Genomic DNA, 15,077 nt, shown 5'->3' with positions numbered 1-15,077 from the left:
GCGCTACTAACGCTGAAAACAGGAGAGCACCATGACCGACAGGAAAGCCACGCTCTCGGTGGGTGACAAATCCATTGAGCTTCCGGTTTACTCGGGTACCGTCGGGCCAGACGTCATTGACGTTCGCGGCCTCGTCCAGGAAGGCGTTTTCACCTATGACCCGGGCTTCGTATCCACTGCGGCCTGCGATTCCGCCATCACCTATATCGATGGTGCCAAGGGCGTACTGCTGCATCGGGGCTACCCCATTGACCAGCTTGCCGAGTCCTCCGATTACCTGGAAGTGTGCTACCTGCTCCTGAACGGCGAACTGCCCACCGCGGAAGAGAACAAGCAGTTCCACAACACCATCAAGAACCACACCATGCTCCACGATCAGATGCGCAATTTCTTCCACGGCTTCCGCCGTGATGCGCATCCCATGGCCATCATGTGTGGCGTGGTTGGCGCCCTGTCCGCCTTCTACCATGACCAGATGGACGTGACCGATCCTCGCCAGCGCGAAATCACCGCCCATCGCCTGATCGCCAAGATGCCCACCATTGCGGCCTGGTGCTACAAGTATTCCATTGGTCAGCCGTTCATGTATCCGCGCAATGACCTGGATTACGCCGAGAACTTCCTGCAGATGATGTTCGGCGTGCCCTGCGAGGAATACAAGCCCAGCCCGACCCTGGCCAAGGCCATGGACAAGATCTTCCTGCTGCATGCGGACCATGAGCAGAACGCGTCCACTTCCACCGTTCGCCTGGCGGGTTCCACCGGCGCCAACCCGTACGCCTGTATCGCCTCCGGCATCGCTGCCCTGTGGGGCCCGGCCCACGGTGGCGCCAACGAGGCGGTGCTGGACATGCTGGCCGAGATCGGCGACGAGGCCAACATCGAGAAGTTCATTGCCAAGGCCAAGGACAAGGACGATCCCTTCCGCCTGATGGGCTTCGGTCACCGGGTCTACAAGAACTTCGACCCCCGCGCCAAGGTCATGCGCGAAACCGCCCACGAGGTTCTGGAGGAACTGGGCCTGGAAGACGATCCGCTGCTGAAGATCGCCCAGCGCCTGGAGAAGATTGCCCTGGAAGACGAGTACTTCGTGGAGCGCAAGCTGTACCCGAACGTGGACTTCTACTCCGGCATCATCCTCAAGGCCATCGGCATTCCGACCTCCATGTTCACGGTCATCTTTGCCATGTCCCGTACCATCGGCTGGTACAGCCACTGGAACGAGATGGTCTCCGGCAACTACCGGATCGGTCGTCCGCGTCAGCTGTACACCGGCTCCGAGAAGCGGGACTACCCGAAGAAGTAACTGCCCTGCCCTTTAAGGCAGATGCTACTGGAAGGCCGCTGGGTTCGCTCAGCGGCTTTTTTTATTCCTGTCTGGAAACCCGGGTGCAGACGCCCAGGTAGCGGGGATGGTCTTTCGTCGCCGCAATTCACGGCCCATCCCTGGGCCGACCTTGCTCCGGGCCATCCCTGGCCCTGCTATGAAAGACCATCCCCGCCACCTGGACGCCCCAAAACTTCGCTGCCACCCGTACCCACAACAGCCATGATACTTAATACCGGACTGCTCGGACGACCTGCTTTAATATCCATCGAAGTTCTGCAATCATCAACCACTTAACGCACACTGACCTGGCAACGGGAGACATCCGGATGAAGAACATCGCATTTATCGGCCTCGGTGTTATGGGCTATCCGATGGCGGGCCACCTGGCGAAGGCGGGATTGGCGGTTAAAGTCTGGAATCGCAGCCCGGAAAAGGCCAGCCAGTGGACCTCCGACTACGACGGTGAGGCCTGCTCCACGATAGCCGACGCCGTTGACAATGCGGACCTGGTGCTCACCTGCGTCGGGGCCGATCCGGATCTGAGGGAGGTTTACTATGGACCCGGGGGTATTATAGAGAACGCCCCCGGGGGCGCCGTACTGGTAGACCACACCACGGCATCCGCAGGCATTGCCGAAGAGCTGTATGAGGCAGCCGCTGCCGCCAACCAGCAGTTCATCGATGCGCCCGTCTCCGGTGGCCAGCAAGGCGCCGAAAACGGCCAACTCACGATTATGTGCGGCGGTGATGAGCAGGCCTTCAACGGCGTCAGGGAGACTCTGGGACTCTATTCGAAGGCCCTGAATCTTATGGGACCCGCCGGCAGTGGCCAGAAGACGAAGATGGTCAACCAGATTGCCATCGCCGGCCTGGTTCAGGGCCTGTCCGAGGCCATCCATTTTGCGGAACAGGCGGATCTGGATGTCAGCCGGGTAATCGATGTCATCTCCAAGGGGGCCGCCCAGTCCTGGCAGATGGAAAACCGCTCCGCCACCATGATCGCTGGCGAGTTCGACCATGGCTTTGCAGTGGACTGGATGCGCAAGGATCTGGCTATCTGCCTGGAGGAGGCCCGGAGAAACGGCTCAAAGCTACCGGTGGCGGCCCTGGTGGATCAGTTCTATGGGGATGTGCAGGAGATGGGCGGACGACGCTGGGATACGTCGTCGCTGGTGCAGCGGCTAAGGAAGCGGTGAGGGCCTGACCCGAGGTTTTGGCGAACCTCCCTCTCCCCAACCCTCTCCCGTCAAGGGAGAGGGAGCTACACAGAGTCGCCAACGAACACTTCTTCTCCCTCCAGGAGACGGGCTTTAACTACTTCTTCTTGTCCCGCGGTACCCAGCGCCCGTTCTCGTACCAGGCGGACCAGCCCGTCGCCTTGCCGTCCTTCTCGGACATGACGTACTGCTCCTTGGACTTGCGGCTGTAGCGGATCACCGTGGGGTTGCCCTCCGGGTCCTTCTCAGGCGCGTCCATCAGGTAATCGTACTTGGGATCAATTTCCTTGCGGTGCGGCTTGATCTCCATGACCAGCGGTGGCCGGGTCTCCCGGTTCTTGGGGAACTTGCTGGCCGCCAGGAACAGGCCGGAGGCGCCATCCCGCAGGACGTAGGTGTCGTCCACCTTCTGGCACGGGAGTTCCGGCATGGGCACCGGATCCATCTTGGGTGGTGCCGGCTCGCCGTTCTTCAACAGCTTGCGAGTGTTCTTGCACTCGGTGTTGGTACAGCCGAAATACTTGCCAAAACGCCCGGTCTTGAGCTGCATTTCGGAGCCACACTTGTCGCACTCCAGGGTCGGGCCGTCATAGCCCTTGATGCGGAAGGTACCCTCCTCCACTTCAAACCCGGAGCAGTCCGGGTTGTTACCGCAGATGTGCAGCTTGCGCTTTTCGTCGATCAGGTAGCTGTCCATGGCGGTGCCACACTTGGGACAGCGCCGCTTCTTGCGAAGCAGCAGGCTCTCGCCCTCGCCTTCCACGTCATCCTCGGCGCTGACCACCTCGTCACCGGAGACCAGGTTCATGGTGGTCTTGCAGCGCTCCTTGGGCGGCAGTGAATAGCCGGAACACCCCAGGAAGACCCCGGTGCTGGCCACGCGGATCTGCATGTTGCGACCGCAGGTGGGACAGGGAATATCCGTCTCCGTGGGCGTGTTGCTGCGCATACCGCCCTCGGCCTTCTCCGCTTCCTCGAGTTGGTGGCGGAAACGGGCGTAGAAGTCGTTCAGGACCTGCTTCCAGTCCTCGTCACCCTCGGCAATCTCGTCCAGCTCGTCTTCCATGCGGGCGGTGAAGTCGTAGTCCATCAGGTTCGGGAAGGACTCCGACAGGCGTTCGGTGACGATATCGCCCATCTTCTCCGCGTAGAAGCGACGGTTCTGCAGGCGGACATAGCCCCGGTCCTGGATGGTGGAAATGATGGAGGCATAGGTGGATGGCCGGCCGATGCCCTGCTTTTCCAGCTCCTTGACCAGGCTGGCCTCGGTGTACCTGGGGGCCGGCTTGGTGAAGTGCTGGCTCGGATCGAGCTTGACCAGGTCGAGTACCTCGTCCACCTGGATGTCCGGCAGGGCCACATCCTCGTCCTTCTTGGCGGATTGGGGCGCAGCCTTCAGGAAACCGTCAAACTTGATGATACGGCCGCGGGTGCGCAACTCGTAGTCGCCGTTGGCCACCATAATGGAGGTACTGAGGAATTCCGCATCGGCCATCTGGCAGGCGATGAACTGACGCCAGATCAGTTCATACAGTTTCTCAGCATCCTTCTCCAATCCACTGATATCAGAGGCTTTCCTGGTCACCTCTGTTGGACGGATCGCCTCATGGGCTTCCTGTGCCCCCTCCTTGCTACCGTAGACACGGGGCTTCTCAGGCAGGTAGCGGTCACCAAACTGTTTGCCAATGTAACCCCGGACACTGGTGATGGCGTCCTGGCTCAGGTTGGTGGAATCCGTCCGCATATAGGTGATAAAGCCCGCCTCATAGAGGCGCTGGGCCAGCATCATGGTCTTCTTGACGCTGAACCCCATGCGGTTGCTGGCCGCCTGCTGGAGCGTGGAGGTGATGAACGGCGCCGATGGCCGGGAACGGGTGGGCTTGTCTTCCCGCTTGGCCACCCGGAACTCGCCCTGCTTCAGGCGCTCGACGTGCTCGGTGCTCTGTTTCTCGTTGACCGGACGGTAGGCCTTGTCCTGGTAGCGGGTTACCTCGAAGCGGACCGGGGCGGCCTGTTGCTTGAGGTCCGCATGGAGCTGCCAGTATTCCTCCGGCACGAAGCGGCGAATTTCCTTCTCCCGCTCAACGATCAGACGGACCGCCACCGATTGCACACGGCCGGCGGAGAGCCCCCGGGCGATCTTGGACCACAGTAGCGGCGACACCATATAGCCGACGACCCGGTCCAGGAAGCGACGGGCCTGCTGGGCGTTGACCCGATTGGTATCCACGCTGCCCGGGTCTTCGAAGGCGGCCTGTATGGCCCGTTTGGTGATCTCGTTGAACACCACGCGGCGATACTTGTCGGGCTCGCCGCCAATGGTTTCCCGCAGGTGCCAGGCAATGGCCTCCCCTTCCCGGTCCAGATCCGTCGCGAGATAGACATGGTCGGCGGACTTGGCCAGGCGCTTGAGTTCACTGACCACCTTTTCCTTGCCGGGCAGGATCTCATAGCGGGCCTGCCAGTCCTGGTCCGGATCCACGCCCATGCGGGCAATCAGCTGATCCCGGGCCTTGCGCTTCTTGTAGGCGGCCTTCTCCTCCGGATTCATCTTCCGGGTCTGGGCGGCCTGCCGGGCGCGTTCCTTGGGGTCGGAGGTAGAACCACTGCCACTGACGGGAAGATCGCGAATATGACCAACACTGGATTTTACGATGTAGTCGTTGCCCAGATACTTGTTGATGGTCTTCGCTTTGGCTGGCGACTCGACGATAACGAGACTTTTACCCATATCAGAGACATTACCCCTGGAAACAGTTCAATAAAGAGCCTTCCCCAAACCGCAAGAAAAATCAGCCAACTGGAACAGGTACGGGGGCAGGCCGGATCGCATAGGTGCACTGTTTTACAGTGTCAGCTATTTCAAGACAACCCATTCTTTGATTTTTGGTATAGCTATAGCACAACCGTCAACAGGGCGAGGACGTCTTTTTATTCCCCATCCGGATTCATCGTTCGTGATTTCCCGTGACGGCAATGAAAAGGCCCGGCACAAGGCCGGGCCTGATCATCTGAACTCCCCGGCGGACGGAAGCATCCGCCCGCCATCAGGGCATTGGTCCGTCAGGTGGGTATCAGACCCGCTCCCAGACCGTTGCAATGCCCTGGCCAAGCCCGATACACATGGTGGACACACCCAGGTCGCCACCACGGGCCTGCATGATGTTCAGCAGGGTGGTGGAAATCCGGGCGCCGGAGCAGCCCAGGGGGTGCCCCAGGGCAATGGCGCCACCATTGAGGTTGACCTTCTTGTCCATCACATCCAGCAGCTTCAGGTCCTTCAATACCGGCAGGGACTGCCCGGCGAAGGCTTCGTTCAGCTCCCAGAAGTCGATGTCATCGATGGTCAGACCGGCACGCTTGAGGGCTTTCTTGGTCGCCGGCACCGGGCCATAGCCCATGATGGCGGGATCCACACCGGCAACCGCCATTCCGCGGATCTTCGCGATCGGCGTCAGGCCCAGTTCCTCGGCTTTTTCAGCGGACATCATCAGCATGGCGGAAGCGCCATCGGTCAACTGAGAGGACGTACCTGCGGTCACGGTACCCTGCTTCGGGTCAAAGGCCGGCTTGAGCTGGCCCAGGGACTCGACGGTGGTCTCGGGACGGATGGTCTCGTCTTCCTCGATCAGCTTCACGAAGCCGTTCTCGTCATGGCCTTCGATGGGCACGATTTCATTCTTGAAACGGCCTTCCAGGGTCGCCTCGTGGGCCAGGCGGTGGGACCGGGCCCCGAACTCGTCCTGCTGCTCACGGCTGATACCGTGCATCTTGGCCAGCATTTCCGCGGTCAGGCCCATCATGTTGGAGGCCTTGGCGGAATACTTGGATGATGCCGGGTTGTGGTCGAAGCCCTCGGTCATGGGTACGTGGCCCATATGCTCGACACCACCGATCACAAACACATCGCCGTTGCCGGTCTGGATGGCCTGGGCGGCGGTATGGATGGCGGTCATGGAGGAACCACACAGGCGGTTCACGGTCTGGGCGCCCGCTTCATGGGGTACCCGTGTCAGCAGGGAAATGTGGCGTGCCACGTTGAAACCCTGCTCCTTGGTCTGATTCACCGCGCCCCAGATGACGTCTTCCACGTCTTTCGGGTTCAGCTTGGGGTTGCGGTCCATCAGGGCATCGATCAGCGCGGCGGACAGGTTCTCTGCGCGAACGTTGCGGAAGCAGCCGTTCTTGGCGCGACCCATCGGAGTCCGCACGCAATCCACTACGACAACGTCTCTCGGATTAAGGCTCATAGATCTTTCTCCGTTCGGAAATCTCGTTCAGGGTTCAACCGAAGAACTTTTCGCCGTTCTTGGCCATTTCGCGCAGCTTCTCGGTCGGGTGGTAAAGCGGACCCAGGTCTGCGTACTTGTCTGCCAGCTCGACGAACGTGTCGACGCCCATGTCATCGATGTAGCGCAGCGCGCCACCCCGGAACGGAGGGAAACCGATGCCGTAGATCAGGCCCATATCGGCGTCCGCCGGCTCCTCGACGATGCCGTCTTCCAGGCAGCGAACGGTTTCCATGCACAGGGGGATCATCATGCGGGCGATGATGTCCTCGTCGGTCAGCTCTTTCTGCTCCTTGACGATCGGCTCAAGCAGCTTGTAGGTCTCTTCATCGACCACTTTCTTCTGCTTGCCCCGCTTGTCTTCCTCGTAGGCGTAGAAGCCCTTGCCGTTCTTCTGGCCGTAGCGATTGTTCTCGTACATCACGTCAATGCCGGACTTCCAGTCGGTCTTCATGCGATCCGGGAAGCCATCCGCCATCACTTCGTTGGCGTGCTTGCCGGTGTCCATGCCGACCACGTCCAGCAGGTAGGCCGGGCCCATGGGCCAGCCGAAGTTTTCCATGACCTTGTCCACCCGCTGGAAATCGGCACCGTCGCGCACCAGGCCGGCAAAACCGCCGAAGTACGGGAACAGTACGCGGTTCACCAGGAAGCCGGGACAGTTGTTGACCACAATAGGGGTCTTGCCCATGGCCTTGGCGTAGGCCACGGTGGTGGCAATGGCGCGATCGCTGGTCTTCTCGCCACGGATCACCTCAACCAGTGGCATCATCGGCACCGGGTTGAAGAAGTGCATGCCGCAGAAATTCTCGGGGCGTTTGAGGTTGGTGGCCAGGGTATCGATGGAAATCGTGGAGGTGTTGGAGGTGACGATGGTGTCCTCGGAGACCTGATCCTCCACTTCCCGCAGCACGGAGTCCTTGACCTTCACGTTCTCCACAACCGCCTCAACAACAATGTCCACGTTGCCGAAATCACCATAGCTCAGGGTCGGACGGATATTGTTGAGGGCATCGGCCATCTGCTCGGGCTTCATCTTGCCCTTGGCAACCCGCTTGCTCAGCAGCTTCTTGGCCTCTTTCAGACCCAGGGCGATGCCGTCCTCGTTGATGTCTTTCATCAGGATCGGGGTGCCCTTGTAGGCGGACTGGTAGGCGATACCGCCGCCCATGATGCCCGCACCGAGAACCGCGGCCTGTTTGACGTCAGCGGCTTCCTTCTCCCACTGCTTGGCCTTGGCCTTCAGCGTCTGGTCGTTCAGGAACAGCCCTACCAGGCAGGCGGCGACGTTGGTCTTGGCCATCTTGGCGAAGCCCTTGGCTTCCACTTCGATCGCCTTGTCGCGGGTCAGGCTGGCGTGCTTCTGCATGACCTTGATGGCTTCCACCGGTGCCGGGTAGTTCTTGCCCGCCTGGCCAGCGACGAACCCCTTGGAGGTTTCGAAGGCCATCATGCTTTCCATGTTATTGAGCTGGATCTTCCCCTTCTTCTCTTCACGACGGGCCTGGTAGTCCAGCTTGCCGTCGTTGCACTGCTCAATGATCGCAAGGGCGGCATCCATCAGCCTGTCGGCTTCCACCACGCTATCCACGGCGCCGGTTTTAAGGGCGACATCGGCACGGTTTTCAGAGCCCATGCAGATCCATTCGATGGCGTAATCAACACCGATCAGGCGTGACAGGCGAACCGTACCGCCAAAGCCTGGGAAGATACCCAGTTTGACTTCCGGCAGACCGACTTTCGCCTTGCTGTCCATCACCCGGTAATCGGTGGCCAGGCCCATTTCAAAGCCGCCGCCCAGCGCCATGCCGTTAATGCAGGTCACGGTGGGGAAAGGCAGGTCTTCGATATCGTTGAATACGGCGTTGGCAGTGAGGTTGTTGTTGATCAGGTCTTCCTCGGGCCCGGCAAACAGGTCGGTAAACTCGGTGATGTCCGCGCCGACAATAAAGCTGTCCTTGCCGCTGGTTACCACCAGACCCTTGAGGTTGGTCTGTGCCTTCAATTTATCGGTGGCGGCCCGCAGTTCCTCAATGGTGAGGCGATTGAACTTGTTCACCGACTCGCCCTGCAAGTCAAAGTTCAACTGGGCAATTCCGCCTTCGATCTCTTTTACCGTGATGGCTTTACCTTCGTAAATCATCAACTGATCTCCAGTCTGTGTTGATTGCTGCGCCCTGCTCCGACGACGCCGGGGCCGGCATGACAGCGGATTCTCGGTCACTGCCTCAAGCGCACCGTCTGGCTCGCTCGCTGACCGACTGCGTGACGATGCCCTTGCGCTTGGATCAAAATTCATACGGTCGTTTGAATCCAGAGGGGCACACCTTGTGAAAAAACGTCGATCTTGTCAACGAATTTGTGACATCAGGTTAATAACGACTGCAAACTGCACGTTAAAATGGCCGCCTAAGCTCACGGCAGAACTGCAAAATCAGGTAAAATCTCGGAACCGGGTCGCAATCTGTGACAAAGCGCTTGATTGGCTGTAGCGCTTAATTTAGCTTTGTGAACCGAGTCCCGTCCATTCGAATAAGAAAGCGCATCGCTTATGGAGTATCGCCCCAATGAATGACTCTCGCCTCCGAATCCATACTGTACTGGCAGCGATGGTTCTGTTGCTGGTCAGCTCTCTCTCGGCCCGGGCCGATGAAGGGGCTGCATTCCTGCGTGAACTTCATGAGTTCCGCCTCAACAACTTCATGGCACTCTCCACCTATTATCGATACAGCGCCACCAGCGACACCTCTGCTGAGGGCAGTATCAAGGAGTTGATGGGCGAAGCCACCCGTAACCTGCAGGCGGTTTCCGAGAGCGGCGCCAACGTTCTTACCAGTGACCAGCTTGCCTCCCTGCGCACCGAGTTCAGCACCTTCAGCCAACTGATGGCCCAGAACGTCAGTGACGTTACCGAAATCGGCTATCCGGACCTGCGACTGGTGGGCGAAATGGCCAACCAGGCGGTCAAGCTCAGCAACGTGGCCCAGGAACTCTACACACAGGCTCGGGAAAGCTCCCAGACCGCCATCAAGCCGCAAGTGGAAACCGCTCGCTCCGCCTCGGTGCTGATGGCCCAGATGCTGTCCCGCTATGCCGCCCGTTCCTACAGCCCGGTTACCCAGACCTTCCAGGGTGCCTCAGGCCTGGCGCCGCTGGATGAGCAGGCCAGGGAGCTGGATGCCCTGATCACCGAATTCGTCACCACCGCCGGCGACGGCTCGCTGCAGGATACCGCGGTTGAAATCCAGACCAAGTGGGGCTTCATCCGGGACTCTTACATCAACTATAACAAGCAGAACGTGGTCTTTGTGATCGAGCGCTACTCCCGCGCTATCCTCGAGGAGCTGAACCTGGCGGTCGATTCTCTCCAGAACGCCTGATTGTCCGACACCTGACCTCTTAGGGGCCACCTTCTGGTGGCCCTTTTCCGTTTATTTGACCACCGTCAGTTTACAGCACTGCGAATTGACCTAAAGTAAGGGTTAAGGAGCTTCTGAATAACTCCTTGATGCCCTGTCCCACTTTGGAAAGGAGTGGCGTATCCATGTCTGTCTATAACAAGATTCTGGTGGCTATCGATCTTACGGAAGAAGCCCCACAAGTCCTCAAGAAAGCGATCGATATTGGTCGTCAACACAATGCCCGGGTACTACTGGCCCATGTGGTGGAGCCCGTGGGGTACGCCTACGGCGGTGACATTCCCATGGACCTGAGCGAACTCCAGGACCAGCTGGACAAGGCCGCCCGGGAACAGTTGGCCGCCTACGGCAAGGAATACGATATTCCGGAGGAAGACCAGGTCGTGACGGTGGGCCGGCCGGAATCGGAAATCCATCACCTCTGCGAAGACAAGGGCGTTGACCTGGTGGTGGTCGGCAGCCATGGCCGTAGCGGTATCCAGCTCCTGCTGGGCTCCACCGCCAACGGCGTACTTCATGGCTCCAAATGTGACGTATTGGCGGTAAGGATCAACTGATAACACAGCAGGGCCGGGGCCGGTCTCAGACCTGTCCCCCGGCCTGATCCTCCAGCTCCAGCCACCGGGCCATGGCGGACTCCAGGTGACCTTCGGTTTCCGCCAGTTCCTGCAGGACATGGTTAACCGTCTCCGTATCCTGCTGGTAGAAATCCGGTGCCGACACCTGTTCGTTCAATGCTGTCACCTTTGCCTCAAGCTCCTCGATCTGCCCGGGAAGCTGTTCCAGTTCCCGCTTCAGCTTGTAGCTCAGTTTGACCGGACGGTCCTGGGCCGCCTTGTCAGGCTTTGCCCCGTTATCAGCCGGACCGGGCCTGGCAACGTCCGCTGCCTGCTTCCTGTTGCCTCCCCGTGGGCGTTCCGCATTCCGTTCCGAGGGGAACCGGCCGCCCTGGCGACGCCAGTCGGAATAGCCACCCACGGTCTGCCTGACCTCACCGGAACCGTCCAGAAACAGGGTATCCGTTGCGATGTTGTCCAGGAACTCCCGGTCGTGACTGATCACGATCACGGTACCGGCGAACTCCACCAGCCGGGCCTCCAGCAGCTCCAGGGTTTCCACATCCAGGTCGTTGGTGGGCTCGTCCAGCACCAGGATATTCGCGGGTTTGCTGAACAGCTTGGCCAGCAACAGCCGCGCCCGCTCACCGCCGGAGAACACCCGCACCGGAGACCGGGCCCGCTCCGGGGAGAACAGGAATTCCTGCAGGTAACCCAGGACATGCTTCTGCTGACCATTGATCTCGATGAACTCCCGGCCTTCGGACAGGTTGTCCAGGGCGTTCCGCTCCAGGTCCAGTTCGCCCCTGAGCTGGTCGAAATAGGCCACCTGCCGGTTGGTGCCCAGGCGGATGCGGCCACCGGAGGGCTCCAGGTCTCCCAGCAGCAGGCGCACCAGGGTGGTCTTGCCGGTGCCATTCTCCCCCACCAGGCCAATCTTGTCGCCGCGAAGGACGGTCATCGTGAGATCGCGGATCACCTCCCGGCCGTCGGGGTAGTGGAAACCGGCGTCCAGGGCATCCACCACCAGCTTGCCGGATCGTGACGCATCCTCCACCGAGAAACTGACGGTGCCGACCCGCTCCCGCCGCTGCCGGTGCTCTTCCCGCATGGCCTTGAGCGCCCGGACCCGGCCCATGTTACGGGTTCGTCGGGCCTTGATTCCCTGGCGTATCCAGGCCTCTTCCTGCTTCAGTTTCTTGTCGAACAGGGCATTCTGGCGTTCTTCCTCTTCCAGGGCCTTTTCCTTGAGGTCCAGGTAGCGGTCGTAGCTGGCGGCGAAGCTCACCAGGTGCCCCCGATCCAGCTCCACCACCCGGGTGGCCATCCGGCGGATGAAGGCCCGGTCGTGGGAGACGAAGATGATGGCGCCACGGAACTGCGACAGGGCGTCCTCCAGCCAGGCAATGGCCGGTACATCCAGGTGGTTGGTGGGCTCGTCCAGCAGCAGGATATCCGGGTCCGCCACCAGTGCCTTGGCCAGCAACACCCGGCGCTGCCAGCCACCGGAGAGCGTGTTGAGTGTCTGATCGGGGTCAATCCGGTACTGCTCGAGGATGGCATTCACCCGTTGATCCAGCCGCCAGCCGTCCAGGGCCTCCAGCCGCTCCTGGACCTTCATCATGCGATCCAGGCTGGCTTCGTCGGCCTGATGGGACAGGTGGTGGAACTCCGCCAGCAGTTGCCCCGTTTCCGGGAACGCGCCGGACACCACCTCATAGGCGGTACGGGTATCATCGGAGGGAAGCATCTGTGGCAGCACGGCCAGTTTGGCCCCGGAATCCAGCCGGACGATGCCGCCGTCGGGAACCACTTCCCCCGCAATGATCTTCAGCAAGGTCGACTTGCCCTCGCCGTTGCGTCCCAGCAGGCACACCCTTTCACCCGGTTCCACCACAAGGGAGGCATGATCCAGCAAGGGCTGCATCCCATAGGCCAGGGAGATTTCTTCCAGGGTCAGCAATGGCATGTAGGAAACGACTCCTTTGTTTTCTGAACAGTTACCGAATCCCCGACGCGCAGGGTTCCGGTCTCAAGATGTACGCCGTTGGCGCCAAAGATCACGCCCTTGTCAGTGCGGCGGAAAGTGGCCAGGGTTTTCAGCGGATTGCCGTCCGGCGAGCGCTCACCAGTGTCCGGATCCACGGTCGTCATGATGCAACGGCTGCAGGGCTTGACCAGCTGTACCGGCACATCGCCAAGTGAGACCTGTTCCCACAGGTCTTCCTCCCAGGGCTTCGCCGCCCCCTCCACCACCACATTGGGGCGGAATCGCCGCATTTCGGCTTCCCACGGCATCCGTCGATTCAGGTCGTCCAGGGAGGTCTGGCTGGTCACCAGAAACGGGAAACCGTCGGCAAAACTGACCGGATGAACCGACGACAGATTCTCGTGACGTGCCGGGCGGGTGACCGACTCCGGCATGTAGACCAGGGAAACCGGTTTTCCGAGGAACCCGGACAGGGCCTCTGAGGCCTCCGGGGCGGCGTTGAGGACACCCTCGACCTCGTCCTTCCAGACGGTGACCCGCCTCGACTGATCGCTGACATCCACCTGAATCCGGCCCTGGCCGGGAATGTCCAGGAACAGCCGGTCCTCGACCAGGTGTGGATGGATCCTGGCCAATGTCGGATGTTTCCGCTGGGTGACGAACCGGCCATCCTCATCCACCAGCATCCACCGACGGTCTCCCGCGGGGCCGAAGCGGTCCAGACGCAGTTCATCCAGGGCGACACCGGCCAGGGATTTGACCGGATAGTAGTAGAGCGATTTTATCTTCATGGCACATCCCGGGCCTCTGCATGGGAACCGCGCCAGTATACTGAAGTTGAACGGTCCTGAGGCCCCGGAGACGAAAAAAACCAGCCCTCGGGCTGGTTTGGCTGCCCCGCCGGGGGCGTGACTGTCTACCGCCCGGCTCAGGTTTCCATGGACGCCTGGTACTCTCCCTGCATGGCCAGGCAGTTGAGCCTCGCCCGCTCCAGGAACGCGCCCTGGGCCGCCGGCACGTTGGCCGGATCACCACGCCAGGCGGACATGGCGGGCTCCTGCAGCGCACGGGCGAAGGAGAACCCCAGTTGCCAGGGCGTCTTGTCGTGGAACTGGTTGAGGGCATTAAGGTTGGCGGTGGCCTCGTCGGGGCTCTGCCCCCCGGACAGGAAATTGATCCCGGGAACCGCGGCGGGGACCGTCCGTCGAAGGGTCTGCAGGGTCAGTTCCGCCACCTGCGCCGGTGTCGCCCTGGCGGCGGACTTGCCCGGGGTTACCATACTCGGCTTGAGGATCATGTATTCCAGCAGGACGCCATGCTGATGGAGCGCATGGAACACCGAGTGCCAGACCTGTTCGTTCACCGTGGCGCTGCGCGCCATGCTGTGGTCGCCATCAATCAGCACCTCCGGCTCGACGATGGGCACCACCCCCACGGACTGGCACACTGCCGCGTATCGGGCCAGCATCTCGGCATTGGCCTCCAGGCCGAGCCGGGTCGGGTTGTGGTCGGTGATCGGATAGACTTCCCGCCACTTGGTGAAGCGGGCGCCCTGCGCCTTGTAGGTTTCCAGCCTTTCGGCCAGCCCATCCAGTCCGTAGGTGATCATATCGCCGGGTGCACCCGGTAAAGGGCCCTTCCCCTTGTCCACCTTGATGCCGGGTATAATGCCCCGGGCTGCGGCCAGTTCCGGCAGCGGGGTGCCGTCATCCGCCGCCTGGCCGAGGGTTTCCTCATAGAGGATGACCCCGGCAATGGCATCGCCGGCGCCTTCCGCCGACAGCAGCAGCGTCCGGTAGGCCCGGCGATTCTCCTCCGTTGAATCGATGCCGACGTCGGCAAACCGCTTGGCGATCGTACCCGTGCTCTCATCGGCCGCCAGGATGCCACGTCGGTAATCGATGAGTTGATCAATGGTATCTTGCATCTCTGTGATAACAGACATTGTCTCGTCCTCCTGAGCTTCCCTGACCCCGTGACCTTAGCATTTACCGGTAGCCCTGCAACATGCCCCCAAAGATCGCTGAAACAGGTCAGTATAGTGTCCCTCGGTCCCGGGGGATCAGAGAGCTGCCCTCCCCGGAATAATAGGACATCGCCCGGGATCATGCCGGACAAGGGAGAACAGACGGGAACACGGAGCGGGTAAAGATGAGGGTGGCTAAGACCAGGGAACGAAAACGAAAAAACCCGGCCTTTCGGGCCGGGTTTTCTGAAATCTGGAGCGGGAAACGAGATTCGAACTCGCGACCCCAACCTTGGCAAGGTTGTGCTC

Annotated in this window: 10 protein-coding genes; 4 read left to right on the top strand and 6 right to left on the bottom strand. The window is 60.7% G+C overall.

Features of this window, described 5'->3' with window-relative positions; genetic code table 11:
• Nucleotides 1-31: 31 nt before the first annotated feature.
• Together gltA and RO069_RS20025 are read left to right on the top strand one after the other, a co-directional pair.
• Nucleotides 32-1,306, top strand: a complete 1,275-nt coding sequence (gltA, locus tag RO069_RS20030; RefSeq protein ID WP_328189837.1) for a citrate synthase — start codon at nt 32-34, stop codon at nt 1,304-1,306.
• 344 nt (nt 1,307-1,650) lie between these two features.
• Nucleotides 1,651-2,526: an NAD(P)-dependent oxidoreductase gene (locus RO069_RS20025; protein ID WP_328189848.1), complete on the top strand. Its 876-nt coding sequence runs from the start codon at nt 1,651-1,653 to the stop codon at nt 2,524-2,526.
• A 118-nt stretch (nt 2,527-2,644) separates the two neighbouring features.
• Here RO069_RS20025 and topA read toward each other — a convergent pair whose 3' ends face one another.
• From topA to fadB, 3 genes are all read right to left on the bottom strand, one after another.
• Nucleotides 2,645-5,278, bottom strand: coding sequence for a type I DNA topoisomerase (gene topA / locus RO069_RS20020; RefSeq protein ID WP_328189836.1), 2,634 nt, complete (start codon nt 5,276-5,278; stop codon nt 2,645-2,647).
• A 343-nt stretch (nt 5,279-5,621) separates the two neighbouring features.
• Nucleotides 5,622-6,797 carry an acetyl-CoA C-acyltransferase FadA gene (gene fadA / locus RO069_RS20015; RefSeq protein WP_328189835.1) on the bottom strand — a complete coding sequence of 392 codons (1,176 nt, stop codon included), beginning with the start codon at nt 6,795-6,797 and terminating at the stop codon, nt 5,622-5,624.
• Nucleotides 6,798-6,831: 34 nt separating this feature from the next.
• Nucleotides 6,832-8,979 (bottom strand): fatty acid oxidation complex subunit alpha FadB, encoded by a 2,148-nt coding sequence (gene fadB / locus RO069_RS20010; protein WP_328189834.1) that lies wholly within the window; start codon nt 8,977-8,979, stop codon nt 6,832-6,834.
• 424 nt (nt 8,980-9,403) lie between these two features.
• On the opposite strand from fadB, the gene RO069_RS20005 reads away from it, so the two are divergent.
• Both RO069_RS20005 and RO069_RS20000 read left to right on the top strand, forming a co-directional pair.
• On the top strand, nt 9,404-10,216 hold the full coding sequence (locus tag RO069_RS20005) for a hypothetical protein (protein WP_328189833.1): 813 nt from the start codon (nt 9,404-9,406) through the stop codon (nt 10,214-10,216).
• 164 nt (nt 10,217-10,380) lie between these two features.
• Nucleotides 10,381-10,812 (top strand): universal stress protein, encoded by a 432-nt coding sequence (locus RO069_RS20000; RefSeq protein WP_328189832.1) that lies wholly within the window; start codon nt 10,381-10,383, stop codon nt 10,810-10,812.
• A gap of 25 nt (nt 10,813-10,837) precedes the next feature.
• Here RO069_RS20000 and RO069_RS19995 read toward each other — a convergent pair whose 3' ends face one another.
• The 3 genes from RO069_RS19995 to RO069_RS19985 form a co-directional block, all read right to left on the bottom strand.
• Nucleotides 10,838-12,781, bottom strand: a complete 1,944-nt coding sequence (locus RO069_RS19995; RefSeq protein ID WP_328189831.1) for an ATP-binding cassette domain-containing protein — start codon at nt 12,779-12,781, stop codon at nt 10,838-10,840.
• Complete coding sequence (locus tag RO069_RS19990) at nt 12,769-13,593, bottom strand: MOSC domain-containing protein (RefSeq protein WP_328189830.1); 825 nt, start codon at nt 13,591-13,593, stop codon at nt 12,769-12,771. The genes RO069_RS19995 and RO069_RS19990 overlap by 13 nt, the downstream gene beginning before the upstream one ends.
• Nucleotides 13,594-13,730: 137 nt before the next feature.
• Nucleotides 13,731-14,747 (bottom strand): class I fructose-bisphosphate aldolase, encoded by a 1,017-nt coding sequence (locus tag RO069_RS19985; protein ID WP_328189829.1) that lies wholly within the window; start codon nt 14,745-14,747, stop codon nt 13,731-13,733.
• Nucleotides 14,748-15,077 lie beyond the last annotated feature (330 nt).

It is taken from the genome of Marinobacter sp. OP 3.4 (assembly GCF_036224885.1).
In the GTDB taxonomy this organism is placed as follows: domain Bacteria; phylum Pseudomonadota; class Gammaproteobacteria; order Pseudomonadales; family Oleiphilaceae; genus Marinobacter.
Note: the sequence above shows the minus strand (reverse complement) of the source record. Positions and strands in the feature narration are given on the sequence as shown.

Excerpts from the sequence above, each read along its gene's own strand:
- RO069_RS19985 (WP_328189829.1), bottom strand. The coding sequence starts at position 14,747 with ATGTCTGTTATCACAGAGATGCAAGATACCATTGATCAACTCATCGAT.
- RO069_RS19990 (WP_328189830.1), bottom strand. The coding sequence starts at position 13,593 with ATGAAGATAAAATCGCTCTACTACTATCCGGTCAAATCCCTGGCCGGT.
- RO069_RS20000 (WP_328189832.1), top strand. The coding sequence starts at position 10,381 with ATGTCTGTCTATAACAAGATTCTGGTGGCTATCGATCTTACGGAAGAA.
- RO069_RS20005 (WP_328189833.1), top strand. The coding sequence starts at position 9,404 with ATGAATGACTCTCGCCTCCGAATCCATACTGTACTGGCAGCGATGGTT.
- topA (WP_328189836.1), bottom strand. The coding sequence starts at position 5,278 with ATGGGTAAAAGTCTCGTTATCGTCGAGTCGCCAGCCAAAGCGAAGACC.
- fadA (WP_328189835.1), bottom strand. The coding sequence starts at position 6,797 with ATGAGCCTTAATCCGAGAGACGTTGTCGTAGTGGATTGCGTGCGGACT.
- RO069_RS19995 (WP_328189831.1), bottom strand. The coding sequence starts at position 12,781 with ATGCCATTGCTGACCCTGGAAGAAATCTCCCTGGCCTATGGGATGCAG.
- fadB (WP_328189834.1), bottom strand. The coding sequence starts at position 8,979 with ATGATTTACGAAGGTAAAGCCATCACGGTAAAAGAGATCGAAGGCGGA.
- gltA (WP_328189837.1), top strand. The coding sequence starts at position 32 with ATGACCGACAGGAAAGCCACGCTCTCGGTGGGTGACAAATCCATTGAG.